Annotated in this window: 21 protein-coding genes and 1 rRNA gene; 11 read left to right on the top strand and 11 right to left on the bottom strand. The window is 66.9% G+C overall.

Features of this window, described 5'->3' with window-relative positions:
- Positions 1-6: 6 nt before the first annotated feature.
- Together rrf and mdlC are read left to right on the top strand one after the other, a co-directional pair.
- Positions 7-123, top strand: a 5S ribosomal RNA gene (gene rrf / locus L1892_RS19000).
- A 228-nt stretch (positions 124-351) separates the two neighbouring features.
- Complete coding sequence (gene mdlC, locus L1892_RS18995; protein WP_235725201.1) at positions 352-1,926, top strand: benzoylformate decarboxylase; 1,575 nt, start codon at positions 352-354, stop codon at positions 1,924-1,926.
- Between the two features lie 37 nt (positions 1,927-1,963).
- Here mdlC and L1892_RS18990 read toward each other — a convergent pair whose 3' ends face one another.
- The 4 genes from L1892_RS18990 to L1892_RS18975 all read right to left on the bottom strand — a co-directional run bounded on the left by L1892_RS18990 (position 1,964) and on the right by L1892_RS18975 (position 5,686).
- Positions 1,964-2,827 carry a universal stress protein gene (locus L1892_RS18990; RefSeq protein ID WP_235725200.1) on the bottom strand — a complete coding sequence of 288 codons (864 nt, stop codon included), beginning with the start codon at positions 2,825-2,827 and terminating at the stop codon, positions 1,964-1,966.
- Positions 2,828-2,961: 134 nt separating this feature from the next.
- Complete coding sequence (locus L1892_RS18985; protein WP_235725199.1) at positions 2,962-4,044, bottom strand: substrate-binding domain-containing protein; 1,083 nt, start codon at positions 4,042-4,044, stop codon at positions 2,962-2,964.
- A 150-nt stretch (positions 4,045-4,194) separates the two neighbouring features.
- Complete coding sequence (locus L1892_RS18980; RefSeq protein WP_235725198.1) at positions 4,195-4,620, bottom strand: MarR family winged helix-turn-helix transcriptional regulator; 426 nt, start codon at positions 4,618-4,620, stop codon at positions 4,195-4,197.
- Entirely contained in the window at positions 4,610-5,686 is a 1,077-nt protein-coding gene (locus tag L1892_RS18975; RefSeq protein ID WP_235725197.1) for an AAA family ATPase, read from the bottom strand. Before L1892_RS18975 ends, L1892_RS18980 begins: the two co-directional genes overlap by 11 nt.
- A 204-nt stretch (positions 5,687-5,890) precedes the next feature.
- On the opposite strand from L1892_RS18975, the gene L1892_RS18970 reads away from it, so the two are divergent.
- Positions 5,891-6,928, top strand: coding sequence for an aliphatic amidase (locus L1892_RS18970; RefSeq protein WP_235725196.1), 1,038 nt, complete (start codon positions 5,891-5,893; stop codon positions 6,926-6,928).
- 72 nt (positions 6,929-7,000) lie between these two features.
- Here the strand turns inward: L1892_RS18970 and L1892_RS18965 are convergent, their stop codons facing one another.
- Positions 7,001-8,845, bottom strand: coding sequence for a flavin-containing monooxygenase (locus L1892_RS18965; RefSeq protein ID WP_235725195.1), 1,845 nt, complete (start codon positions 8,843-8,845; stop codon positions 7,001-7,003).
- Between the two features lie 167 nt (positions 8,846-9,012).
- Here L1892_RS18965 and L1892_RS18960 point away from each other — a divergent pair, with 167 nt between their 5' ends.
- The 3 genes from L1892_RS18960 to nucS all read left to right on the top strand — a co-directional run bounded on the left by L1892_RS18960 (position 9,013) and on the right by nucS (position 12,535).
- Complete coding sequence (locus L1892_RS18960) at positions 9,013-10,257, top strand: helix-turn-helix domain-containing protein (RefSeq protein WP_235725194.1); 1,245 nt, start codon at positions 9,013-9,015, stop codon at positions 10,255-10,257.
- Positions 10,258-10,330: 73 nt separating this feature from the next.
- Positions 10,331-11,815: a glutaminase A gene (gene glsA / locus L1892_RS18955; RefSeq protein ID WP_235725193.1), complete on the top strand. Its 1,485-nt coding sequence runs from the start codon at positions 10,331-10,333 to the stop codon at positions 11,813-11,815.
- Positions 11,816-11,851: 36 nt separating this feature from the next.
- Complete coding sequence (gene nucS / locus L1892_RS18950; protein WP_235725192.1) at positions 11,852-12,535, top strand: endonuclease NucS; 684 nt, start codon at positions 11,852-11,854, stop codon at positions 12,533-12,535.
- A gap of 62 nt (positions 12,536-12,597) precedes the next feature.
- Here nucS and L1892_RS18945 read toward each other — a convergent pair whose 3' ends face one another.
- Together L1892_RS18945 and mce are read right to left on the bottom strand one after the other, a co-directional pair.
- The gene (locus L1892_RS18945) at positions 12,598-13,644 is read right to left on the bottom strand and encodes a coiled-coil domain-containing protein (protein WP_235725191.1); all 1,047 of its coding nucleotides are present in this window, start codon (positions 13,642-13,644) and stop codon (positions 12,598-12,600) included.
- 77 nt (positions 13,645-13,721) lie between these two features.
- A complete protein-coding gene (gene mce / locus L1892_RS18940; RefSeq protein ID WP_235725190.1) occupies positions 13,722-14,213 on the bottom strand; it encodes a methylmalonyl-CoA epimerase in 492 nt (163 codons plus the stop codon).
- 81 nt (positions 14,214-14,294) lie between these two features.
- Between mce and L1892_RS18935 the strand changes: the two genes are divergently transcribed.
- From L1892_RS18935 to L1892_RS18915, 5 genes are all read left to right on the top strand, one after another.
- A complete protein-coding gene (locus L1892_RS18935) occupies positions 14,295-15,500 on the top strand; it encodes an acetyl-CoA C-acetyltransferase (RefSeq protein WP_235725189.1) in 1,206 nt (401 codons plus the stop codon).
- Positions 15,501-15,565: 65 nt separating this feature from the next.
- Positions 15,566-15,925 (top strand): DUF3817 domain-containing protein, encoded by a 360-nt coding sequence (locus L1892_RS18930; RefSeq protein ID WP_235725188.1) that lies wholly within the window; start codon positions 15,566-15,568, stop codon positions 15,923-15,925.
- A gap of 14 nt (positions 15,926-15,939) precedes the next feature.
- Positions 15,940-16,245 carry a thiamine-binding protein gene (locus tag L1892_RS18925; protein ID WP_235725187.1) on the top strand — a complete coding sequence of 102 codons (306 nt, stop codon included), beginning with the start codon at positions 15,940-15,942 and terminating at the stop codon, positions 16,243-16,245.
- Between the two features lie 29 nt (positions 16,246-16,274).
- On the top strand, positions 16,275-17,504 hold the full coding sequence (locus L1892_RS18920; RefSeq protein WP_235725186.1) for an MFS transporter: 1,230 nt from the start codon (positions 16,275-16,277) through the stop codon (positions 17,502-17,504).
- A 70-nt stretch (positions 17,505-17,574) separates the two neighbouring features.
- Positions 17,575-18,498, top strand: a complete 924-nt coding sequence (locus L1892_RS18915; protein WP_235725209.1) for a tetratricopeptide repeat protein — start codon at positions 17,575-17,577, stop codon at positions 18,496-18,498.
- Between the two features lie 235 nt (positions 18,499-18,733).
- Here the strand turns inward: L1892_RS18915 and glgB are convergent, their stop codons facing one another.
- The 4 genes from glgB to L1892_RS18895 form a co-directional block, all read right to left on the bottom strand.
- Positions 18,734-21,058, bottom strand: coding sequence for a 1,4-alpha-glucan branching protein GlgB (gene glgB / locus L1892_RS18910; protein WP_372475245.1), 2,325 nt, complete (start codon positions 21,056-21,058; stop codon positions 18,734-18,736).
- The gene (locus L1892_RS18905; protein ID WP_235725184.1) at positions 20,982-22,982 is read right to left on the bottom strand and encodes a maltotransferase domain-containing protein; all 2,001 of its coding nucleotides are present in this window, start codon (positions 22,980-22,982) and stop codon (positions 20,982-20,984) included. The genes glgB and L1892_RS18905 overlap by 77 nt, the downstream gene beginning before the upstream one ends.
- A gap of 76 nt (positions 22,983-23,058) precedes the next feature.
- Positions 23,059-25,146: an ATP-dependent DNA helicase gene (locus L1892_RS18900; RefSeq protein ID WP_235725183.1), complete on the bottom strand. Its 2,088-nt coding sequence runs from the start codon at positions 25,144-25,146 to the stop codon at positions 23,059-23,061.
- 10 nt (positions 25,147-25,156) lie between these two features.
- Positions 25,157-25,756, bottom strand: a complete 600-nt coding sequence (locus L1892_RS18895) for an isochorismatase family protein (RefSeq protein WP_235725182.1) — start codon at positions 25,754-25,756, stop codon at positions 25,157-25,159.
- Between the last annotated feature and the right edge of the window lie 17 nt (positions 25,757-25,773).

Here is a 25,773-nt window from a genome sequence, read left to right as displayed (position 1 = left end):
CAATGTTTCGGCGGCCATAGCGGAGGGGAAACGCCCGGTCCCATTCCGAACCCGGAAGCTAAGCCCTCCAGCGCCAATGGTACTGCACCCTAACCAGTGTGGGAGAGTAGGACACCGCCGAACTAACCTTCACCGAAGGCCCCCAACACCGTTGGGGGCCTTCGGCATACCCACAGTCTGCAGGCACGTGGTGGCCGCGATTCTGACCGTTCTGTGCGGTTCGACGACACCTGCAGCCGTGATGGCTTAGCGTTGAAATCAGGAGCACTCCGAAGTTCGCCTTCGTCGAGACGAGGTAAGCCGTGCCGACCGTCCGGGACGTCACCCAATCAACTGCTGCGTGAACTCGGCTTGACCACTGTTTTCGGCAACCCGGGTTCCACCGAAGAGACCTTCCTGAAGAACTTCCCGTCCGATTTCCGGTTTGTCCTGGCGCTCCAGGAGGCCTCGGTCATGGCGATCGCGGACGGCTACAGCCAGGGCACCGCTCATCCCGCCCTGGTGAATGTGCACACCGCGGCGGGTTTGGGCAATGCGATGGGCAACCTGATTTCGGCGTCGATGAATCGGACGCCGTTGATTGTGACGGCGGGTCAGCAGACTCGAGAGATGCTGCTGCTCGAGCCGTGGCTGACCAATGTTGAGCCGGAGATGTTGCCGCGGCCGTGGGTCAAGTGGGCCTACCAACCGGTGCGCGCCGAGGACGTTCCGGCTGCGTTCATGCGGGCCTATGCCACAGCGGTCCAGCCGCCGGCAGGGCCGGTGTTTCTTTCGCTGCCGCTCGACGATTGGGAGAAGCCGGCGATCGGGGGCGCTGGTATGCGTACGGTTGCCACCGGCGTTGCCGCCGATCCGGTTCGACTGCAGGAGTTCGCCACCGCCGTCGACGACTCGGAGCGTCCGGTGTTGATCTTCGGCGCAGCGGTCGCCCGGGATCGGGCATGGGATGTCGCGGTGGAGCTCGCGGAGAGGGTCGGGGCCCCGGTGTGGGCCGCGCCGGCATCGGAGCGTGCCCCGTTTCCCGAGGACCATCCGCTGTACATGGGTGGGCTGCCGTTTGCAACGGGTCCACTCGCGGAGCGTTTGCGCGGGCACGACCTCGCGGTGATCATCGGGGCGCCGGTGTTCCGGTATTACCCGTACGTGCCCGGCCCTTACCTGCCCGACGGCCTGCGTCTGCTGCACATCACCGACGACCCTGCCGAGGCGGCGCGGGCGCCCGTCGGCGACAGCCTGGTCTCGAGTGCAGGTGTCGCGATCGAGATGTTGGTCGGGGCACTGCGGCGGGACCGGCGTGAGCTGGAGCCGTTGACCCCGCAGGAGCATCGGATGGCGCCGCACCCGCCGGCGGTCGCGGCGGCCGCGGACGAGGTGATGAGTGCGCGGCAACTGTTCGCGACGTTGCGCAGTGCGTGCGAGGCGGACACCGTGTTGGTGGAGGAGTCACCGTCGAACCTGGCCGACCTGCACGCGGAGTGGCCGATCACCGAACCGGACGCCTTCTATACTTTTGCCAGTGGCGGGTTGGGCTGGAACTTGCCCGCCAGTGTCGGGATCGCGCTCGCGGAGACTGACAGCGGGCGGCGGCGACCGGTGGTCGCCATCATCGGTGACGGCTCCTTCCAATATTCGGTGCAGTCGATCTGGACCGCCGCGCAACACGGCTTGGACATCCTGTTCGTGGTGCCACGCAACGGCGAGTACGCGATCCTCAAAGCCTTCGCGGATCTGGAGGACACTCCCGGCGTGCCCGGTCTCGACATACCCGGTATCGATTTCGTGGCACTGGCCACGGCATACGGGTGCCATGGTGTGCGGGCATCGACTCCGGCGGAGGTGGCCACTGAGGTCGCCGCAGCACGGGCCCGTTCGGGACCGACGCTGCTGGAGGTCGCGATCAGCGCGGCGGTTCCCTCGTTGCTCTGAACGCTGCGACGGCGCTCACCGCGTCGACGCGAGTCGGTCACTCGCGGTCGGGTCCGGGCACCACCAGTAAGGGAACCGCTAGGACACTCAGCATCTTGGCGGCTGTGGCACCCAAGAACAGCCTGCCCGGTGCCGCGAGTCTGCTCGAACCGACCATGATCATGTCTCCGTCGTGCCACTCGACACTGCTGACCGCCTCCTCGATGTTGCGTCCCTGAGCGAGGGTGGACGCGATCGGTGTCTGATCGGACAGCCGCTTGTGGGCCGTCTCCAACGAAGTGTTGGCGAGATCCACGGCACGGGCAACCGCCTCGTCGTCAGTGGTGCGGCCGGTGATGTCGTCGCGGGAAACAAGCGACAGCAGGCGTAATGGGAGGTCGCCGCGAGCACTGAGGGCGAGGGCGGTGTCGAGGAGGATCTCGGCGCCGGGGCGACTGCCGATCGCGGTGGTGATCTCGCGAATTCGCTCTGCCCCGGTGTGGCTGAAGCCTCGGGGCGCGAGCGCGACGGGAACCGGTGATGAATGCAAGAGGTCGTTGACAACCGAACCGAGCGAATGGCGCCCGGTGATGCCGCCCCCGGACGCACCGACCACCAGCATCGTGGCGCCGACCCGTTCGATCTCGGTGATCAGGCCGTGGGCGACATGCTCGTCGACCACGACATGCGTTTCTGCGACGACATCGCCGGGCACCAGGTCTGCGGCGCCGGCGACCCACTGTCTGGCCGCTTCGTCCAGCGCCTCGGCGAACCCTGCCGCGCTCGTGATGGTCTCGGGCGGGTCCGGAGGTATGACGACCGCGATGTCCAGTGAGGCGCCGAAGGTCCGGGCAAGGCATGCGCCGAAGGCGACTGCGTCCTCCCCGCCGGGTGTGGCCAGGTAGGCGACGAGCAACTTCATCGTGTACTCCGATCGTGGGCCCGTGAAATCCTACGATGCGACCACTGTGCCACGCAGCGCTGTGGGACACATTCACCGCTGCGGGATGCATGGAGCGCGATGATGAAACCGTCGCGATGGCCGCCAGAGCGAGGTCAGGCGGCCGTTGATGGGTCGCCGACCTGGGCCAGGATGTCGAACTCGAGGCCATCGGCCTGCGCGACGTACATCGCCTGACGCAGATGCCGTGCCGAGAATCGCACTTCGCCGCGAGGACTCGTATACACCGGCGATTCGCCTGCGGCCCGCTCGATCGCCCGCGGATGCGTGGACCCGGCCCGACGGATCAGTTCGTCGAGCAACGTCACGCCCTCGAAGCACGACTCGCCCGGTGAGGTCAGCGGCGGTGCGGCCACCCCGAAGCGCCGCACGTAACGGTGTTCGAAGTCGAGACTGTACGGGGTCGCGAGCGACTCGAAGTACCCCGACACCGAGTAGAGATTTCGCGTACCGCCGTCGCCGGAACCCAACAGCATGTTCTCGTCCATGAGCGATGAGAGCCGTACACAGCGTCCGTCGAGCCCGCGGGCGCCGAACGCACGGTTGAACTGCACCGCGTCCTCGCCCAGGAGCAGCACGAGAACTGCCGTCGCACCGGACGCCTCGATATGGTCGAGAACATCGCCGAACTCGGAGGTGCCGAGTGGGCAGAAGATCTGGGATTGCACCTGCGTCGGCGAGGAGTCGGCATGGAGGTGCGCGGTAACCGTCGCTGCCGTGGCACGCGGCCAGATGTAATCGCTGCCCACAACCACCCATCGGCGCGCACCGAGCTGCTGGGACAGCCACTCAAATGCGGGCAGCAGGGCCGCGTCGGGCACCTCGCCGGTCATGAACGTGCCCCGCGCACCTTCGCCGCCCTCGTACACCGCCGTGTAGACGTACGGGATCTCGCCGCGCAGGACACGGACCAACCGGCGTCTTACAGCTGACGTGTGCCAGCCGATCACGGCATCGAATCGGGGGATCGATCCACAACTCGGGCCGAGGTGTGTACTGACGGCGGCGGCGACCTGCTCGACCGGTGCGCCACCGTCGATCGTCGTCACGGTGACCTCGCGACCGAGGATTCCGCCGCGCTGGTTGATCTCCTCCACGGCCAGTTGCGCGCTCGCCGCGCAGGACGGCCCGAAGATCCCCGAGGGACCGCTCTGCGGAATGACCATGCCCAGGTGCATCAGTGTGAGTCCTCGTGTGCTGTGGAGACCGATTCCAGTGTGCGCCAGACGCGTTTCCAGCGGGTTTCGCACAGATCAGGTCGTTGCGCGACATTTGCGTCTGTCGGGTGTCGTCCTTCGGAAGCGATCGCAGTGAATGCCGGGTGCTGCTCACCGGGTCAAGTGGGCCAGGCCGTCCCCGAGTGCGAGATACCGGCGAGAGCCGACTGACGTCGCCAAGTCGCGCTCGATCTGCCGTTGGCGATCGTCGACCGCGGCGAGCGCACCGGAGCCGTGCGGACTCAGGAACACCATCACGCGCCGTCGATCCGCGGGGTCGACGCGGCGGTAGACGAGGGCGAGCGAGATCAGTTTGTCGATTGCGCGCGTGGTCGTGGCCGGCGGCAACACGGCCAGACGGGACAGTTCGGTCATCGTGTGTCCGTCGCCCTCTGCCCCGGCGAGGATCACCAGAATCCGCCACTGTTCGGCGGTGACGCCGAGCTCATCGAACACCGGTGCCATCTGGTCCTCGAGGAGCGCGACCGCGCGCAGCAGTTGCAGCAGCATCGGGTCGGGATTCGGGTCAGCGGGCATCGATGCTCTCCTCGGTCGTATCCAAGAACGACAGGTTGTCCCCGTCGCGATCCACGATGATGCGCACGGGTCGCGCGGGGTCTCGGTCGGGCCGGACCATCAGCGTCGCGATCGGCGCACAGAGCTCGTGTCGCAGGACCCGATGAAGCGCTCGCGCGCCGTACCGGGGGTCGAATCCGACCTCGGCGAGCCGTTCGCGTGCGGCCGTGCTGACCTGACATTGCACATTGCGGGTGGCCAGGGAGCGGACCAGGCGGTCGACCTCCAGATCGACGATTCGATGCGCGACGCCGCCGTCGATCGACGTGAACGTGATGACCTCGTCGAAGCGGTTGAACAACTCCGGGTCGAAGAACGCCCGCACCGAATCCAGCACGACGCGGGTTTCGTCCCGGCGTCGGCCGAAGACGCCGTCGAGCGCGTTGCGGGTCAGCAGTCGAGCCGGTTGCTCGCGCCACGGGCGTCGCATGTCGTGCACCTCGCGGGAGCCGAGGTTCGATGTCAACAGCACGATCGCATTACGGAAGTCGATGGTCGTGGTCCCGGAAGCCAGACGCAGGGTGCCGGTGTCGAGGATCTGCAGCAGCGACCGCAGCACGGTGGGGTGTGCTTTCTCGACCTCGTCGAAGAGCACCACTCCCGGACGCGAGAGACTGCCCTCGACCTTGTCCCGATCGAACAGCGTGAACTGTTCCTTGGAACCGGCATAGCCGGGTGGGGCGCCCGACAGTGATGCGGCGTAGTGCTCCTGCGCCAATGAGTTCATGTCGACCCGGCACAGGTTGTCGGCATCCCCGCGGATGTGGTGTGCGACCTGTCGGGCCAGCTCGGTCTTGCCCACCCCGGTCGGACCCACGAGGAGCAGTGACGCGATCGGCCGGTGCGGATCATGCAAGCCCGCCGCGGCAATGGTCACGGCGCGCACGACCGCGTCGACCGCGGTGTCCTGTCCGATGATCGACCCTCGCAGCGAGGCGGCGAGGTAGGCCGGGGAGCGCAGGTCACCGAGGCGGAATCCGTTCGTGGTGTCGAGGTCGGAGAACTTCACCGCGGCATGTCCCGACATGGTCTTCCTCCTTCGCTTCCGTTTGAAAGTAGATCATCTGCGGCCCGTGCGCCCACCGTGCGCGCGCTTCATGTGATCTCCATGGCGTGGAAACTTTGTGGCAACACCGGACCGGTTATGTGTCGAGCGCGGACAAGCTTCCGTTTGAAAGTAATTTCCGCTACGACGACATCAGTTCACGATCAACCACAACAAGGAGTTGTTATGCGTCACGGCGACATCTCATCGAGCCCGGACACCGTCGGCGTCGCGGTGGTGAACTACAAGATGCCCCGGTTGCACACCCGCGAGCAGGTCCTCGACAATGCCAAAGCGATCGCGGAGATGGTGCGCGGCATGAAGTCCGGGTTACCCGGCATGGATCTGGTTGTGTTCCCGGAGTATTCGACGCAGGGCATCATGTACGACAACGACGAGATGTACGCCACCGCCGCCACGGTTCCCGGCGACGAAACCGACATCTTCTCCACCGCCTGCCGGGAGGCCGGGACCTGGGGTGTCTTCTCGATCACCGGGGAGAGGCACGAAGACCATCCGAACAAGCCGCCATACAACACGCTCGTGCTCATCAACGACGAAGGCGAGATCGTGCAGAAGTATCGGAAGATTTTGCCATGGACGCCGATCGAGGGGTGGTATCCGGGCAGCCAAACCTATGTCACCGACGGGCCCAAGGGTCTCAAGATCTCGTTGATCATCTGCGACGACGGCAATTATCCGGAGATCTGGCGGGACTGCGCGATGAAGGGCGCCGAACTCGTCGTCCGGCCGCAGGGCTACATGTATCCGGCCAAGGACCAGCAGGTCCTGATGGCCAAGGCGATGGCCTGGGCCAACAACTGTTACGTCGCCGTCGCGAACGCCACCGGGTGGGACGGTGTGTATTCCTATTTCGGGCACAGCTCGATCATCGGCTTCGATGGCCGCACCCTCGGCGAATGCGGCGAGGAGGAGTACGGGGTGCAGTACGCGCAGTTGTCGTTGTCCACGATCCGTGACGCCCGCCGCCACGATCAGTCGCAGAACCACTTGTTCAAGTTGCTCCACCGTGGCTACACGGGTGTACTCGCCGGTGGCGATGGCGACAAGGGGGTTGCCGAGTGCCCCTTCGACTTCTACCGCAATTGGGTAACCGACGCCGAGGCCACCCAGCGACAGGTCGAGGCCATCACCCGCGAAACGATCGGGGTTGCCGAGTGCCCGGTCTACGACCTGCCGACCGAGAAGGTGATGGAGGCCTGACGATGCAACCGCGCCGGACCCGCTCGTGGCGGACCCGGCGCGGTGGCGCGATGATCTCCCGGTCGGTCGTGATCAGCTGAGGTGGTGGACCTCCTGCAGGCCGTACACCGGCGTCGGGATGCCCTCGTAGCGGGCCTTGAGCTGCAGGGCAAGGTACAGCGAGTAATGGCGTGACTGATGCAGATTGCCGCCGTGGAACCAGAGGCCCGGCTGCTGTGTCGGCTTCCACATGTTGCGCTGCTCGCCCTCCCACGGGCCGGGATCCTTGGTGGTGTCAGACCCCAGGCCCCACACCTTGCCGACGCGGTCGGCCACGTCCTGGCCCATCAGGTCGGCCGCCCAGCCGTTCATCGAGCCGTACCCGGTCGCGTAGACCACCACGTCGGCCGGGAGTTCGGTGCCGTCGGCGAGGATCACGCTGCGCTCGGTGAGGTGGTCGATCTCGCCGTGTTCGAGCGTGATCGAGCCATCGGCGATCAGCTCACACGCGCCGACGTCGATATAGTAACCGGACCCTCGACGCAGGTACTTCATGAACAGCCCGGAGTCGTCGTCGCCGAAATCGAGATCGAACCCGGCGGCCTCGAGACGATCGTAGAAGTCCTTGTCGCGCTCGCGGATCTGATCGTAGAGCGGAATCTGGAATTCGTGCATGATTCGGTATGGCAGGGACGCGAAGGTCAGATCGGCCTTCTTGGTGGTCATCCCCGACGCCACCGCCTCCTCGCTGTAGAGGGCGCCGAGGCCGATCTCCATCAGCGAATCCGACCGCACGATGTGGGTCGACGACCGTTGCACCATGGTCGTGTCGATCCCGTTCTCCACCAGGGCTTTGCAGATGTCGTGAGCGGAGTTGTTGGACCCGATCACCACCACCTTGCGGCCCGCGTAACCGTCCGGACCCGGATGTTGGCTCGAGTGGTGCTGGTCGCCGGCGAAGACGTCCTGCCCGGCGATCGTCGGCACGTGGGCCTTGCCCGACATGCCGGTCGCGAGCACCAACTGGGTGGGATGCAGCGTCATCGGCTCGCCGTTGCGGTCGATCTCGACGGTCCACTGCCCGGCATCTTCGTCGTAGGACGCCGAGGTGCAGGTGGTCTTGCTCCAGTACGGCACCTCCATCACCTTGGTGTAGAACTCCAGCCAGTCGCCGATCTTGTCCTTGGGTGCGAACACCGGCCAGTTGTCGGGAAACGGGAGATAGGGCAGGTGGTCGTACCACACCGGGTCGTGCAGGCACAGCGACTTGTACCGCTGACGCCACTGATCGCCGGGGCGGTCGTGTCGATCGACCACGATCGAGGGCACGCCGAGCTGACGCAGGCGCGCCCCCAACGCGATACCGCCCTGCCCACCGCCGATCACGAGAACATACGGCTGGACGGTCCGGCCCAGCGCAGCCTCTTCATCGTCGCGTTTCTGTGCCCAGGATCGGCGGTCGGGGTCGGAGCCGTGTACGGCACCCATCACGCGGGTCGGACCGGCCGGTTCCGCGTGTCCCTTGAGTTCCTGCAACGTCGTGAGCAGCGTCCACCCGAGATCCGTGCCCTGCTCGTCGTCGGGCTTGATGCGCAGGTGCCCGACGCCGCGCCCGGTTGCGGTCTCGAACTCGATGAAGGCGGTGACCACGCCTGTGTCGTCGGCGGTTGGGGGTTCGCTCGTCCGGAACGCGTGCGGAGCGGTGTCGTCGAGACGCGCGTTCAGCATGTCGCCGATCTGTTCGCGACCTTCGACGGTCTTGAGATTCCAGGTGAACGCCACCAGGTCGCGCCAGAAGCTGTCGGTGGCGAACAGGCCGGTCGCGCGGGCCACGTCGCGGGCGACGAGGGCGGCCTCGAATTCGGTGAGCCAGATGTCGACGCGTTGTTGTGGGTCGTTCACGGTCCCGGTGACCGGTGGCTCCAAGGTCTGGGTCATGGTTTCTCCTCGGGTTGACGTTGCTCTGTGTGATCCACAGCACACCGTGCGCCTAGGTTGTTGCGAAAGGGTTGCATCGGGTTGCGACCCAGGGTCGAGCGGCTGCAACCCTCTGCAACCCCGATCGAATTTTGCGGCGCGGCTGTGATCCGGAGCACAATCGAGGTGTGTCGACAATTGATGCGCACGCCGGAATCGAGCCCGCGGTGTCCGCGGCCGACGACCCGCGGCACTACGCACAGCTGCTCTGTGCGGTGTACGACGCCGCGATGGCCGGTGAGAAGATGCCCGCTCGGCCGCGATCGGTGATCGGCGAGTCGTGGGATCGCGTACTGCACGCCGGGGTTGATCCCGATGTCGGAGCCGCCGGGGCCGGTCTCGACGTCGCCGACCTCGAGGCCCGCCGACTCGACTCCGGGTTGGCGCCCGTGCTCGACGACCTCACCGCCGGGCTCGACTCGGTGATCGCCGATGGCGACAACATCCTCGTCGTCGCGGATGCGCACGGGCGCGTGCTCTGGCGCAGCGGGGCGCCGCGAGTGATGCACCGGGCGGACAGACTCGGGTTCGTCGAGGGTGCGAACTGGGGAGAGAATGCGGTCGGCACCAACGCCATCGGCACCGCACTGATGTCCGGCCACGCCGTGCAGGTCTTCTCCGCGGAACACTTCGTGCGCACCCACCATTCGTGGACGTGCGCCGGGGCGCCGATCCGGGATCCGCGGACCGGTGATCTGATCGGCGTCGTCGACGTGAGCGGGCCGGCAGCCACCATCCACCCGACCACCGTCGCCCTGGTCGACGTGGTCGCCAAGCTCGCCGAGGCGCACCTGCGTGACCACCACCGTCGCTCGCTCGATCAGCTCCGGTCCGTCGCGGCGCCGATGCTTTCGCGCCTGAACAGTCCTGCGCTGGCGGTGGACAACGATGGATGGGTGGCGGCGGTGGACGCCGTCACACCGTGCAGCCGGCTGAGTCTGCCCCGCCATGCCGAACCCGGCCGGGTCTGGGTGCGGAGCCTGGGCGAATGCGACCTCGATCCGTTGCCCGGTGGCTGGCTGGTGCGGGTCGCGGCGGTGGACTCCGTGGCGTCGGAGACGGTGCTGCACCTCGACTGGCGTGATCGCCGGTCACCGTCGGTGACGGTGACCGGTAGCAGCGGGCAATGGACGATCACACCGTCGCCCCGGCACGCGGAGATCCTGGCGCTCCTCGCGCACCATCCCGACGGCTGCAGCGCAGCGCAGATGTCGCGGCACCTGTTCGGCGTCGACGATCGCACGATCACGGTGCGGGCTGAGATGTCCCGGCTGCGAAAGCATCTCGGTGGATTGCTCGCGGCCAACCCCTATCGCTTCGTGGCTGGTGTCTCGGCTCGGGTCGACCACGGCCCCGACGCGTCCGTCGGCTGACCGGACGCCACCCGGCGCGTTCTGCGCGTCGGGTAACTCGGGCCGGGGCGCGTCGGCTCGCTACATTCGGTGGGTGAGCACCCCTGTCGACGGATATCTCCGCCACATCATGACTCTGTGCGCCACCGATCGGGCGGGCGCGGTCGCCGACTACATTCCCGAACTCACGCGGGTGGACCCGGATGGTTACGGGTTGTCGCTGTGTATGCACGACGGGCATCTCTACTCCCACGGCGACAGTGCCGAGCAGTTCACCATCCAGTCGATTTCGAAGGCGTTGACCTACGCGCTGGTGCTCACGCGGCTCGGTCCGCGGGAGGTCGACGCCAAGATCGGCGTGGAGCCCTCGGGGGAGGCGTTCAACGAGATCAGCGTGGACGGTGCTCGCAGACCGAAGAACCCGATGATCAACGCGGGTGCGATCATGTCCGCGTCGCTGTTGTTGCCGCAGGTCCGCGACGCCGACTCCGCAACCATGGACAGCGAATCCCCCGAGGTCCGGACTGTCGACGCCGTCTTCGACGACCTCGTGTCGTTCTATTCGGCATGCGCGGGTCGGCGACTGCACATCGACGACGCGGTCTATCGGTCCGAGAGGCGTACCGGTGCCCGCAACCGGGCGATCGCCTACATGCTCGACAGCTTCGGGGTTCTCGACGCCGATCCGGAGGCGGCGCTCGATCTCTACCTGCGGCAGTGTTCGCTGCGGGTGACCACCGACGACCTCGCGGTGATCGGCTGCACGCTCGCCACGGGTGGAGTCAATCCGCGCACCGGTCGTCAGATCGTGTCTCCGGAGGTGGCGCAGCGGGTGCTCTCGGTGATGACCACCTGTGGAATGTACGACGGCGCGGGGGACTGGGTGTCGTCGGTGGGGCTGCCGGCCAAAAGCGGCGTGGGCGGCGGAATCCTGGCCATTCTGCCCGGGCAGCTGGGGATCGGGGTGTACTCACCGCGTCTGGATGCGCACGGCAACAGCGTCCGGGGAATCGACACCTGTCGGCATCTGTCCACCGATCTGGGGTTACACATGTTCAACGTGACGCGGGAGAGCCGGGTGACCATGCGCGCCACCTATGACATCGGGGAGTTCGAGGTCGGCGCGGACTGGAGCGAACGCGAGCGCGGCTATCTGCGGACGTGCCGGGATCGCGTGCGGGTCTACGAACTGCAGGGCGACCTGACCTTCTCCGGAGCGGAGTCGGCGATGCGGCGCCTCGAAACCGACTCCGACCACTATGACGTCGTGGTCATCGACATCTCGCGCATCGGGATCATCGATGCCGTGGCACGAACCATGGTGTTGTCTTTCAAGCATCGGCTCACCGAGCGCGCACAGAAGGCGATGGTCGTCGACCCCGACGGGGTGCTGCGGGCCAGTGTGGAACGTCACCGGCACGATCACAGCGTCCCTGATCTCATTGCGCCCGAAGCGCTTCGAGGATTTGACCCGACCTTGCCGCACGTGCACGCCACGATGGAGGATGCGGTGAGTGATGCCGAGGCATTTCAACTCAAACGTCGCTACGGCCGCGGCGAGATGTTCGGCGGGGCGTGACCGGTGGCGCGGGCGGTCCCCGTTAAGCTGACCCCCGTGCGTCTGGTTATCGCGGAATGCCAAGTGGACTATGTCGGCCGTTTGACCGCACACCTGCCGATGGCGAAGAGGTTGCTGCTGATCAAGTCCGACGGGTCGGTCAGCGTGCACGCCGACGACCGTGCCTACAAGCCGCTGAACTGGATGAGCCCGCCGTGCTGGATGACCGAGGCCCCGGTGCCCGACGGGGTCGACGCCGAGGCTTACTGGGTGGTCACCAACAAGACCGGCGAAGAGCTCCGCATCACCATCGCCTCGATCGAACACGACTCGGCCCACGAGTTCGGGGTGGATCCAGGCCTGGTGAAGGATGGGGTCGAGGCGCATCTGCAAGAACTGTTGGCCGAACATGTCGACACGCTGGGCACCGGACACACACTGATCCGTCGCGAATACATGACCGCGATCGGCCCGGTGGATCTGTTGTGCCGGGATGCGGAAGGGGCGACGGTGGCGGTCGAGATCAAGCGGAGGGGGGAGATCGACGGCGTCGAGCAACTCACCCGCTACCTGGAGTTGCTCAACCGGGATCCGATTCTGGCCCCGGTCTCCGGGGTGTTCGCCGCGCAGCAGATCAAACCGCAGGCCCGCACCCTTGCCGAGGATCGCGGAATTCGGTGCCTGGTTCTGGACTACGACGAACTGCGTGGTGCCGAGAGCACCGAGTTCCGACTGTTCTGACTCCGGCAGCCGCTCTGCGCAGCCGTTTCGAAGAGCGTCGCCCGTCCGCGATCAGTGCAGGGTCAGCGTGCTGACGCCTCGCCGCCGGCTCCGACCGGGGATGCGCTCGACGACGCACCTGTTCCATTGGCGCCCGAACGCTTGATCTGCGACTGCGCGGACAGTGCGCGGTTGAGTAGCTCCGCGTCGTCGGTCTCGGTGAGGTCGGCGAGGTCTTGATGCCGTTCGGACAACTGCACCGGCAGCTTGGCCACCTCATCACGGACCCGGCTCAGTTGCTCGGCGATCTGTTTCCGCGCCTGGTCGGCCTGAGCGGCGAGTTCCCGGGATCGCGCCAGTCGCTCGATGGCGATCTCCTGCGCGGTGTCCTTCATCCGCTGCGCCTCATGGCGGGCCCGGTCGCGCTGCGCGGCGAGTTCGGCATCATGGCGCTCGCGCTCGGACTGGCGCGCGCGGGTGCTCTGTAGCTCGAGTTCGGCCGCCTCGCCCTTGGCCTTGGTGACTATCCGCCGCGCCTCGTCGCGGGCGGCGGTCATCGTTTCCTTGTGTTCGGCTTCCATCGCCGCGGTCCGTTCGGCGATGAGTCGCGCGGCTTCGTCCGCCTCTTCCGCAGACCGTTCCGCCAACGCGTCGGCGTCCTCGCGGACCTTGCGGGCGTGCTCGTCGGCCTTGGCGATGGTCTTGCGAGCCGTCTCCTGCGCCTCCTCGCGGATGCGTGTGGCGTCGGCCTCGGCATCGTCGCGGGCCATTGCCGCCTCCTGCCGGGCGATCGAGGTGAGCTCGGCCGCCTCGGCGGCGGCGTCCGCGCGGATCTCGGAGGCCTCGTCGGACGCCAGCTGCAGCATGCGACCGAGACGCTCGCTCATCCCCTGCGCAGTGGTCGGCGGGACCGACAGCTTGTCGACCTCACGGCGCAACTCCTCGATCTCGTCGCGGGCTTCCTCGAGGTGCGCGACGAGTTCGTGCGCGTTCGCGGTGGCGGCGTCGCGATCGGCCGCGAGCACCCGCAACTCGGCATCAACCCGTTGCAGATGTTCGGTCACCTGCTCACGGTCGAAACCACGCATGACGACTGCGAACGGGAGGTTTCGCGGTGCCGGAGCTGACATGCGGCACAGTCTAACTCAGAGGCGAACCGCCGCGACCTCAGGAATCGGTGAGCTGCGGCGATCAGTGCACAGGCAGTTCAGTGCGCTGCGGCACCGGTCGCAGGCTCGACTAATTCCAGCAGTACCCCGCCGGCGTCCTTCGGGTGCACGAAGTTGATCCGCGAGTCCGCGGTGCCACGACGCGGCTGCGGGTAGAGCACTCGCACGCCAGCTGCGGTGAGACGCTCGGTGACGGCATCGACGTCGGTGACCCGCACCGCGAGCTGCTGCAGTCCCGGTCCGTTGCGGTCGAGGAACTTCGCGATGGTCGATTCGTCGTTGAGTGGGGCGAGCAGCTGGATCACCGCGCCGCCAGTGGAACTGGCCGACTGCGGGCCGACCATCGCCTCGATGACGCCCTGTTCGCTGTTGGTCTCCTCGTGCAGCGTCGCGAAGCCGAGATGGTCGAGGTACCACTTCTTGGCTGCGTCGAGATCGGGGACCGCGATCCCGACATGGTCGATGGCGGTGACGAGGTCGGCGATGACGGCGGTCGCCGAGGCTGCGGGGTCTGTTGCTGAGGTGCTCATGTCCTAACGGTAGCGTTGAGGGTAGAAGCTCACAGAGCGGGCGCTCGGTCTGCCTGCTCGGCCGATGTTGGAGGTCCTCATATGTCCACGTCCACCGATCAGTTCTCGACGGTCATCGTCGCCGGGGCGCGGACGCCCTTCGGTCGACTGCAGGGCTCACTCAAGGGTTTCAGTGCCGTCGATCTCGGCGCCGTGGCCATCGAGGGCGCGCTGGAGCGTTCGGGAGTGCCCGCCTCGGCCGTGGAGTACGTGATCATGGGTCAGGTCCTCACCGCCGGAGCCGGCCAGATGCCCGCCCGCCAGACCGCGGTCAAGGCGGGCATCGGGTGGGATGTGCCCACATTGACCATCAACAAGATGTGTCTATCGGGCATCGACGCGATCGCATTGGCCGACCAGCTGATCCGGGCCGGCGAGTTCGACTGCGTGGTCGCCGGTGGTCAGGAGTCGATGACGCAGGCCCCGCACCTGTTGCCCGGTAGCCGCGATGGTTTCAAGTACGGCAACACCGAACTCGTCGATCACATGGCCTACGACGGCCTGTGGGACGCGTTCACCGATCAGCCGATGGGTGCGTTGACCGAACAGGGCAACGACACCGACGGGTTCACCCGGGCCGAGCAGGACGAATTTGCGGCGCGCAGCCACCAGCGTGCGGCGATCGGGTGGAAGAACGGTGTCTTCGCCGACGAGGTGGTTCCGGTCAGCATTCCGCAGCGCAAGGGTGACCCGATCTCGTTCGCCGAGGACGAGGGTGTGCGCGCCGACACCACCGCCGACTCGCTGGCCGGGCTGCGACCGGCCTTCCGTAAGGACGGCTCCATCACCGCGGGCAACTCGTCGCAGATCTCCGACGGTGCGGCCGCAGTCATCGTGATGAGCAAGGCGAAGGCCACCGAACTGGGGGTGGCCTGGCTCGCCGAGATCGGTTCGCACGGCGTGGTCGCCGGACCGGACTCGACCTTGCAGGCCCAGCCCGCCAACGCGATCGAGAAGGCGTGCGCACGGGCGGGTATCACGCCCGCTGATCTCGATCTCATCGAGATCAACGAGGCTTTCGCGGCGGTCGGACTCGCCTCCACCAAGCAGCTCGGCGTCGACCCGGAGATTGTCAACGTCAACGGCGGGGCCATCGCGGTCGGGCATCCGATCGGGACGTCCGGTGCCCGCATCACCCTGCACCTGGCGCTGGAACTGCAGCGACGCGGCGGCGGCGTCGGTGCGGCCGCGCTCTGCGGGGCCGGTGGCCAGGGCGATGCCTTGATCGTGCGGGTGCCCAAGAGTTGAGCCCCGACGGTCTCTGGCGAGATTTCTACTACACATCGTCGTAGTTTTCTGTCCGATTCGGCACAATGGGACACATGTCGCAATTCTTTGATCTCACCACTCCGGCCAAGCGCTTCCGACTGGTCGCCGTCCTCGAGGCCATCACGTGGCTGGCCCTGTTGATCGCCATGTTCTTCAAGTGGGTTCTCGGCCACGAGGAGGCGGTGGCGATCCCGGGGATGGTTCACGGCATCGTCTTCGTCGTGTTCGTGGTGGTCTCACTGATCACCGCAGTGCAGCTGCGGTGGGGTCTGAAGGTCACGGCATGGGCGCTGGTGTCCTCGATCCCGCCCTTCGGCACCCTGGTGTTCGAGTGGTGGGCGCAGCGCAATGGTCATCTGGCCGAGTTGTCGGCGGACACCACGCCGCAGCGCGTGGCCGCCTGAGGAGTGGTGGCGCGATGATCGTCGCCTTCAGCCTCAGCCCCTCCGGGGGCGATGCCGTCGACTCGGACGGCGGGATGAGCGCTGCGGTTGCTGCGGCCGTGGCCGTGGTGCGCGAATCGGGGTTGCCCCATCAGACCACCGCGATGTTCACCTATCTCGAGGGCGAGTGGGATGAGGTGATGGCGGTGGTCAAACGTGCCACCGACGCCGTCGCGGCCCAGGCGCCGCGCGTCGGCCTTGTCCTCAAAGCCGACATCCGTCCGGGCCACACGGACGAACTCGCCGGCAAGGTCGCCCGCGTCGACCGGCTGCTGGACTGACCCGGCAGCCGGACTGACACGATGGCGCCATGAGGTCCACTCGCGCCGACACGACGACTCGTGACCGCCGAGCGCGCACCGCGGCGTCCGCGGTCTTTGCCCTCAACGGTTTTCTGGCAGCGATGTGGGTCGCCCACATCCCGGTGATCGTGAATCGGACCGGGGTGTCGGAGGATCAGCTCGGCGCCTTGTTGCTGTTGCTCGGGGGCTGCGCGTTCGTCGGCATGCAGGTGTGCGGACCGATCATCGATCGATGGGGATCGAAACCAACTACAACAGTCGCCGCAGCCGTGCTGTCGGCGGTGATCCTTGGCCCGGTGGCCGCGCACGACCTGGCGACCCTGGCCCTGGCGCTGGCCGGGTTCGGTTTCGCCAACGGTGCTCTCGACGTCTCGATGAACGCACAGGCAGTGGCCGTCGAGCGGCGGTACGACCGGCCCATCATGTCGTCGTTTCACGGATTCTTCTCCATCGGCAGCCTCATCGGCTCGGGCGTGGTGGCACTCACCCTCTGGCGTGATGTCGGTGTCATTGCCACGGTCGGTGCGGCCACGATCGTCGGGTTCGCCGTCGCCGCGATCACCAGTGCACACCTGTTGGTCACGGTGGATGCCTCGATGCGGACACCGTCGGGGTCACGGCCGGCCGAATCGTCTGGCCGCTGGTGGCGCGGGATCGATCGTCGGCGACTGGTCCTGCTGGCGGCGGTGGCATTCGCGCTCATGCTTGCCGAGGGCACCGCTTACGACTGGAGCGCCCTGCACGTGGTCGACACGTTCGGTACTGCCGAATCGCTCGGCGCGGTGGCCTTCGGTGCGTTCAGCGCAGCGATGACCGTCGCGCGATTCGGGATCGATCCCATCGCGGCGGCGGTCGGACCGATGGTGGTGGTGCGCGTCGGTGCCCTGATCGGCCTCGTCGGCATGGGGATGGCTGTTCTCGCGCCGTCAGTGGGATGGGCGATCGCCGGATGGAGTGTGTTCGGTATCGGCCTGGCCGGGCTCATCCCGCAGATCTTCACCGCTGCGGGCAACCTGACGACCGAATCGAGCGGACGCGCCATCTCCCTGGTGGTCGGATGCGGTTACCTGGGAATGCTCGCCGGTCCGGCGGTGGTCGGGTTCATCAGCAGCCGTACCAGTCTCGGCATCGGCCTGCTCGTCGCGGTGGGTGCCCTCGCCTTTGCTGCGGCCGCGGCGGGCGTGGTCCGTGCACCGGCCGCCGCGGAAGCTCCCCGCGATCGCGGCATGACACACTAGAGGGGTGACTCGACCAACGAATCGGCAGCAGGCGGCCGCAGCCGCCCGACAGCAGGCGGCGGCCGTCGCCATGTCGGGAGCGGTCGACCTGACCGCCCTCAAGGAACGTGCCGACGCGCAGCGACAGCAGGCGCAGCGCCCCAACCAGACCCCACGCCCGGCACCGCCGACCGACGACGGTGCACCGGCCTCGGGAGCTGCGCATGGCGGGGCAGTCCTCGACATCACCGAGGCAACGTTCGAGACCGAGGTGCTTGCGCGATCACAGCAGCAGCTCGTGCTGGTGGACCTGTGGGCGGAGTGGTGCGAACCCTGCAAACAACTGTCGCCGGTGCTGGAGAAGCTGGCCGGGCAGGCGCAGGGAAGCTGGGTGCTGGCCAAGGTCGACGTCGACGCCAATCCCCGGATCGCGCAGGCGTTCCGTGCCCAGTCCATCCCGATGGTGGTGGCGATCGCGCAGGGGCAGCCGGTCGCGGCGTTCAACGGCGTCCGTTCGGAGGCCGAGATCTCCCAGTGGGTGGGGGAGATCCTCTCCCAACTCGGTGATGTGCTGCCCGGCGCCGCCCCAGTCGACGCCGAGCCGGAAGCCGACGATCCGCGCATGGTCGCCGCCGAGGAGAAGCTCAACGCGGGCGACTTCGCCGGTGCACTCGACGACTATCGGGCGATCGCCGAAGCCGAGCCGCAGAACGTGGAGGCGGCATCGGCCGCACGCAACCTCGAGTTCGTGCTGCGCGCGCAGGCCCATGACCCGGCCATCGTCGATACCGCCGCGCCCGCCGACGTCGACGCTCAGCTGGCGGCGGCCGACGTACTGTTGCTCGCCCAGCAGCCCGAGGCCGCCTTCGACCGGATCATCGCGGTCGTGAAGGTCACCGCCGGCGACGACCGCACTCGCGCGCGTACCCGGTTGCTGGAGCTGTTCGAGCTCTTCGACCCGGCGGAGCCATTCGTCGTCTCGGCGCGCCGGAAGCTGGCCACCGCGCTCTACTGATCCTTATCCGTCGACTGGGCGCCGTTTCTCGTTGACTGGGCGCCGCTTTTCGTTGACTGGGCGGCGTTTTCCGTTGACTGGGCGGCGTTTTCCGTCGATTGGCAGCTGAGGAAGCTTGGTTGCGATGTCGTGACGGGCCTCCGCAGGCTCCGGCCGTCATCAGGGGGCGGGGGTGACGGGCCCGGCCCTCCTGTGGGCGGGGGTGGTTGCGGGGCGTTCGCGGGTGTGGCCCTCGTCAGGGAGTGGTGGTGGGACGAGCCTCTGCGGGCGCCAGGAAGACGGCCGAGTTGGCGGGGATCGTCACCTGCGCCGACGTCTCGCGCCCATGCCAGCCGGGTCCATCGGCGACGACACTGCCGAGGTTGCCCTTGCCCGCCCCGCTGTAGTCGGTCGAGTCGGTGTTGAGGACTTCGTTCCAGGTCCCCGACCGGGGTAGCCCGACGCGGTGGTCGGCGCGTTCGCTGCCGGAGAAGTTGAACAGACACGCCATCACCGAGCCGTCACGGCCGAACCGCAAGAAGCTGATCACGTTGTTCGCGGTGTCGTTGGCGTCGATCCACTCGTAGCCGTCAGGGGTGGTGTCCTGGCTGTAGAGAGCCGGGCTGGCGCGATAGACCCGGTTCAGATCGCCCACCAATGCCGAGATGCCGGAGTGGAGTTCGCCTTCCCATCCCTCCATCTGGAACCAGTCGAGGCTGCGGTTGTCGGCCCACTCACCGGTCTGACCGAACTCCTGGCCCATGAACAGCAGTTGCTTGCCGGGGTGCGCCCACATGTAGGCCAGCAGCACCCGGACCCCGCTGGCCTTGGTGAACGAGTCGCCGGGCATCCGGCTCCACAGGGTGCCCTTGCCGTGCACCACCTCGTCGTGGGAGATCGGCAACACGAAGTTTTCGCTCCACGCGTACATCAGCGAGAAGGTGATTTCGTGGTGGTGGAAGCTGCGATGAATTTGGTCGCGACCGAGGTAGCCGAGGGTGTCGTGCATCCACCCCATGTTCCATTTGAAGGTGAACCCGAGGCCGCCGAGATTGGTCATCTGGGTCACGCCCGGCCACGCGGTGGATTCCTCGGCAACGGTGACCACGCCGGGAAAGTGCTTGTGCACCGTCGCGTTGGTCTCCTGCAGGAACTGGACGGCCTCGAGGTTCTCGCGCCCACCGTAGATGTTGGGTCGCCACTGGCCGGCCGGCCGGGAGTAGTCGAGATAGAGCATCGAGGCCACCGCATCCACGCGCAGGCCGTCGATGTGGAACTGGTCGAACCAGAACAGCGCGTTGGCGACCAAGAAGTTGCGGACCTCGCGTCGGCCGAAGTTGAAGACGTAAGTGCCCCAATCCAACTGCTCGCCGCGCATGGGGTCGCCGTCTTCGTACAGTGGGGTCCCGTCGAATCGGGCCAACGCCCAATCGTCTTTCGGGAAATGCGCCGGTACCCAGTCGACGATCACACCGATGCCCAGAGAATGTAGGTGATCGATCAGATAGCGCAGGTCGTCGGGAGAGCCGAAGCGTGCGGTCGGTGCGTAGTACGAGGTGACCTGATACCCCCACGATCCGCCGAACGGATGCTCGGCGACCGGCAGGAACTCGACGTGGGTGAAACCCTTCTCGACGAGATAGTCGCCGAGTTGGTGTGCGAGTTCCCGGTAGGACAGACCTGCACGCCATGACGCGATGTGCACCTCGTAAACGCTCATCGGTTCGGCTGCGACGTCGGTGGCCGCACGACGGGCGATCCAGTCGTCGTCGGACCAGGTGTACGACGATTCGCCGACCACCGAGACCGTCGACGGTGGTGGCAGTGTCTGCCGGGCCATCGGATCGGCCTTGTCGCGGATCACGCCGTCGGCGCCATGGACGCGGAACTTGTAGCGCATACCGGCGGCGACATCGGGGATGAAGACCTCCCAGACACCGCTGCTGCCGATCATCCGCATGGGTGCCTGCCGGCCGGTCCAGTTGTCGAAATCGCCGATCACCGCGACACCGTGCGCATTGGGCGCCCACACCGAGAAGGCGGTTCCGCGTACCTCGCCGTCGGGCGTCGTGTACGAGACGATCCGTGCGCCGAGGACATCCCACAGCGACTCGTGGCGACCCTCGGAGAACAGATGGATGTCGAGTTCGCCCATACTCGGCAGGAACCGGTAGCCGTCGGCGACGACGTACTCGTCATTCCCGCCGCGGGCGTTCGGGTAGGTCACCCGAAGTCGATAGTCGATCAGATCCGAGTACGGCACCGCGACCACCCACAGGTCGTCGCTTTGGCGCGCCATCGGGTGATCGACCCCGCCGATCACCGCGACGACGGTCGTGGCGTCCGGACGCAGCGTCCGCAGAATGGTCCATCCACCCGACGCCTCGTGCGCGCCGAGGAAGGCGTGCGGGTCGGGATGGGTCAAGCTGAACAGTCGGCGTAGGTCGTGATCCGACGCCGAGGGTTCGGGGCGGGGGCCGTTGTCGGTGGTGGTCACATCAACCTCACTGCATCCGGTAGGCGAGTCGTCGGGCCGCGGCGGTGTCCAGGGGCGGGAGTGCGAGGATGTGCGCCACCGCATGCCATGGCTCCAGCTGCACGTAATTGGCCTGCCCCCAATGGAACTCCTGACCGGAGACCTCGTCGACGACGGTGAAACGGTCCTGCCATTCGAAGCCCAGCGCGGGCATGTCCAGCCAGACGGTCGAGCTCTCGGTACCGAACGGGTTGAGGTTGATCACCACGATGACCCGGTCACCGCTGACCGGGTCGAATTTCGAGTAGGCGATGAGCGCGGAATTGTCGATGTGGTGAAAGGTGATGTGACGCAGTTGCTGCAATGCGGGATGGCGCCGCCGGATCTCGTTGAGGCTGGTGATCCACGGCTCCAACGACTCGCCTCGGCTCGTCGCGGCCTTGTGGTCGCGCGGCCGGAGCTCGTACTTCTCCGAGTGCAGATACTCCTCGCTGCCCTCGGCGACGGCAACGTGTTCGTACAGTTCGTATCCGCTGTACACACCCCAGGTCGGTGCGAGTGTGGCGGCCAGCGCGGCCCGCAGCGCGAACATGCCCGGGCCGCCGTGTTGCAGACTGGCGTGCAGGATGTCGGGCGTGTTCACGAACAGATTGGGTCGTGCCTCATCGGCGTGGTCGGCGATCTCGCGTCCGAACTGTTCGAGCTCCCACTTCTCGGTCTTCCAGGTGAAGTAGGTGTAGGACTGCGTGAAGCCGATGCGCGCGAGTCCGTACAGGCGCGCCGGTCGGGTGAATGCCTCGGACAGGAACAGCACCTCCGGGTTGCGCTTCTTCACCTCGGTGATCAGCCACTCCCAGAAGTTCGGGGGTTTGGTGTGCGGGTTGTCGACGCGGAAGATCTTGACACCCAGGTCGACCCAGCCGAGCACCATCGTCAGCACCGCCCGATAGAGGCCGTTGCGGTCGTTGTCGAAGTTCAGCGGATAGATGTCCTGATATTTCTTGGGCGGGTTCTCCGCGAACGCGATCGTGCCGTCGGGCTGGGTGGTGAACCACTCGGGATGTTCGCGGGCCCACGGATGGTCCGGTGCGCATTGCAGCGCCAGATCGATGGCAACTTCCAGGCCGAGTTCGGCGGCCCGGGCGATGAAGTACGCGAAATCCTCCCGGGTACCGAGCGCCGGATGGATGGCGTCGTGACCACCCTCGTCGGAGCCGATCGCCCACGGTGAGCCGACATCGTCGGGACCGGCGACAAGCGTGTTGTTGCGGCCTTTGCGGTTGACCTTGCCGATCGGATGGATCGGCGGCAGATAGACGATGTCGAACCCCATCCCCGCGATGCGCGGCAGGTCGTCGACGGCGGTCAGGAACGTTCCGTGCACCGGGTGGCCCTCGTTGTCCCACCCGCCGGTAGACCGCGGGAAGAACTCGTACCACGATCCGAACAGTGCGCGCCGGCGATCGACCCACACCCGGTAAGACCGCGATTTGGTCACCAGTTCGCGGACCGGATAGGTCGTCAGCAGGTCCGCCACCTCGTCGGAGACAGCGAGGTTGATCCGGTTCTCCACCCGGCGGCGGCGGGCGCGCAACTGGTCGATGGCGTCGTCGAGGATCTCCAGGGCGTCGACCGGTACCACATCACGGGCGGCGGTGAGTACCCGTGCGCCGACCTCGAGGTCGTTGGCGAGGTCACCGGCTCCCTGGCCGGCATCGACCTTCTTGAGCACCGCGGACCGCCACGTCGTATATGGGTCACTCCACGCTTCGATCCGGAACACCCAGTAGCCCACGGCGTCGGGGACGAAGGCTGCGTTGAACACATCGGGTTCGCTCGCCGGTTCCATCCGCACGTCCAGGCTGCGTCGATCGGGACCGTCCACATGCACGGTCACCCCGATCGCGTCGTGACCTTCCCGCCACGCCGTGGTCGATATCGGGATCAGCTCACCGACAACAGCTTTCGCCGGCACTTGCCCGGCGGACACCAGAGGCGCGATATCGTCGATCCCCATCCGCCCGATCACCGGCGGCCTCCTCTCATCCAACCCCTGACATGACCCATGTCCGCGGTGCTCGGTGGCGCCGGCGTCCCTGCCCGTCTCAACCGTAGGGGATCTCGGCCAGTCTGCCCAACGCAGAACGAACCAGATCACCATCGGTCGTGCGCCAGAACGGCGGCAGCGACGCCAGCAGGTATCCACCGTATCCGGCGGTGGCGAGTCGGGAGTCCAGTACGGCGACGACACCGCGGTCGTCGGTGGAGCGCAACAACCGTCCCGCACCTTGGGCCAACAACAGCGCCGCGTGGTTGGCGGCGACCGTGAGGAAACCGTTGCCACCGCGTGCTTCGACAGCCCGCTGCCGTGCGGTGAGCAGTGGGTCGTCCGGGCGAGGGAACGGGATGCGGTCGATCACCACCAGGCTGCACGACGCACCGGGCACGTCGACGCCCTGCCACAACGACAGGGTGCCGAACAAGCAGGTCTGCGGATCATCGGCGAACTTCTTGACCAACGCCGCGGTCGTGTCCTCGCCCTGACAGAGCACCGGCTGATCGCAGCGCGTTCGGATGGCCTCGGCGGCCTCGCGGGCAGCGCGCATCGACGAGAACAGCCCGAGGGTACGTCCGTCGGCCGCGGTCACCAGCCCGGCCAGTTCGTCGAGCGTCTGCTCGGCGATCGCGTCACGTCCCGGTCGCGGCAGGTGCCGGGCGACGTAGAGGATCGCCGACTTCGGGTAGTCGAACGGTGAGCCGGCGTCGAGTCCACGCCAGCGCGGCGGAGCGTTGTCGGCGGGGGCGGGGGCGCCGTGTGCCATGGCGCCGATGTCGGCCACCGGCGGCGCCTCGGACTGTGGATCGGCGCCGTCGGTGTCGCGGCGGCCTGCTGCCGGCAGTCCCCAGGTCGCGGCGAGCGCGTCGAAATTGCCACCGATCGTGAGGGTGGCAGAGGTGAGCACCACGGTGGCGTCGGCGAACAAGGAGGCGCGGAGCAGTCCGCCGACCGACAACGGTGCAATGCGCAGGATCGCCCGGGTGTCGCTACCCACCCGGTCGTGGGCGACCCACACGACATCGCGCCGTTTCGACTCGTCGGGGTTGTCGAATGCACCGAGCAGGCGCACGACGGTGTCGTGGGCGTCCTCCAACGACGTCAGGGCCGCCGAGCGGGCCGCGGCCGATTCGTCGGCGCCGCCGCTGCCGGGCATGCGCACCGGACCGATCTCGTTGCGGGCGAGCCACAACCGATCACGCAGGCTCGCCAGGGTCTCGGGTACGCCCGAGGGGAGCCGGGTCCACTCTCGTGGCGGCAGCTCGGTGAGCAGTCCGTCGAGCATCTCCGCCGCACCCAGCAGTGCGTCGGTGGTCTCGTCGTCGAGCAGCTTGCCGCAGCGGCGGGCGACCAGTGTGATGCCGGCCCCCGACAGCTCGGCGGTGGCCACCGACGTGATGCGGTCCACGAGCTCGTGGGCCTCGTCGATGACCACTACGTCGTGTTCGGGGAGGATATTGGCCGGACTGGTCGCGTCGATGGCGAGCAGGGCGTGGTTGGTGACGACGACATCGACCTGGCCCGACGCGCGGCGCGCCCGTTCAGCGAAACAGTCGTCGGCGTAGCTGCAATTGCCGGCGCCGAGGCATTCTCGAGCCGAGACGCTCACCTGCCGCCAGGATCGGTCCGAGACCCCCGGGGTCAGGTCATCGCGATCGCCGGTCTCGGTGTCCGACGTCCATTCCCGCAGCCTGGTCACCTCGCGTCCGGTGCGTGACAACTCGAACGCGTCGAACAGCTCGCTCGCCGGTTCCTCCGCGGTTCCGCTGTGGATCTTGTTCAGGCACAGATAATTTCCGCGTCCCTTGAGAATCGCGAAGGTGGGTTCGCGACCGAGTGGGCCGGCCAGCGCGGCCGCCACCCGCGGCAGGTCACGTTCGATCAGCTGTCGTTGCAGCGCGATCGTGGCGGTCGACACCACCACGGTGCGCCCGGAGACGATCGCGTGACGGATGGACGGGATCAGGTAGGCCAGCGATTTTCCCGTTCCGGTGCCCGCCTGGACGGCGAGATGTTCGCCGGTGTCGATGGCGTGGGCGACCGCTGAGGCCATCCGGACCTGGCCGTCGCGCCGGCGTCCGCCGAGGGCGGTGACGGCGCTGTCGAGCAGTGAGGTCACCGAGGGGGTGGAGGTCATGTGGTGGTTGTCATCCGATGCCGGAGGAACCGTCGTAGAGCAGGTCGCCGTCGAGTGCCACACCCGCCGAACGCATCTGTTTGAGCGCTTCCTCGGCGGTTTCGGAGGCAACGGCGGCGGTGAAATTCAACAGCACTCGGGTGTCGAAACCTTCGCGGACCGCGTCGAGTGCGGTCGCCCGAACGCAATGGTCGGTGGCGATTCCGACGATGTCGACGTGGGTGATGCGTCGGTTGCGCAGCCAATCGGCCAGTGCGGTGCCGTCGGAGTCGGCACCCTCGAAGCCCGAGTATGCGGCAGTGTAATGGCCCTTGTCGAAAACCTGCTGTGCGACGGTGTGGTCGAAGTCGGGATGGAAGGCAACGCCATCGGTACCGACCCGGCAGTGCGGTGGCCAGGAGTCGACGTAGTCGGGTTTGTCGGAGAAATGATCGCCGGGATCGATGTGGTAGTCGCGGGTGGCGACCACGGTCCGGTAATCGCCAAGGATCTGGGTGATGGCGCGCGCTACGGCCGCGCCGCCGTTGACGCCCAGCGCTCCGCCCTCGCAGAAGTCGTTCTGGACGTCGACGACGATCAGGGCGTGGTCTTTGGGGGCGTGCTCTGCCATGACTGTGCGGGTGTCCT

This window comes from Gordonia tangerina, assembly GCF_021556435.1.
Classification (GTDB): Bacteria; Actinomycetota; Actinomycetes; order Mycobacteriales; family Mycobacteriaceae; genus Gordonia; species Gordonia tangerina.
Note: the sequence above shows the minus strand (reverse complement) of the source record. Positions and strands in the feature narration are given on the sequence as shown.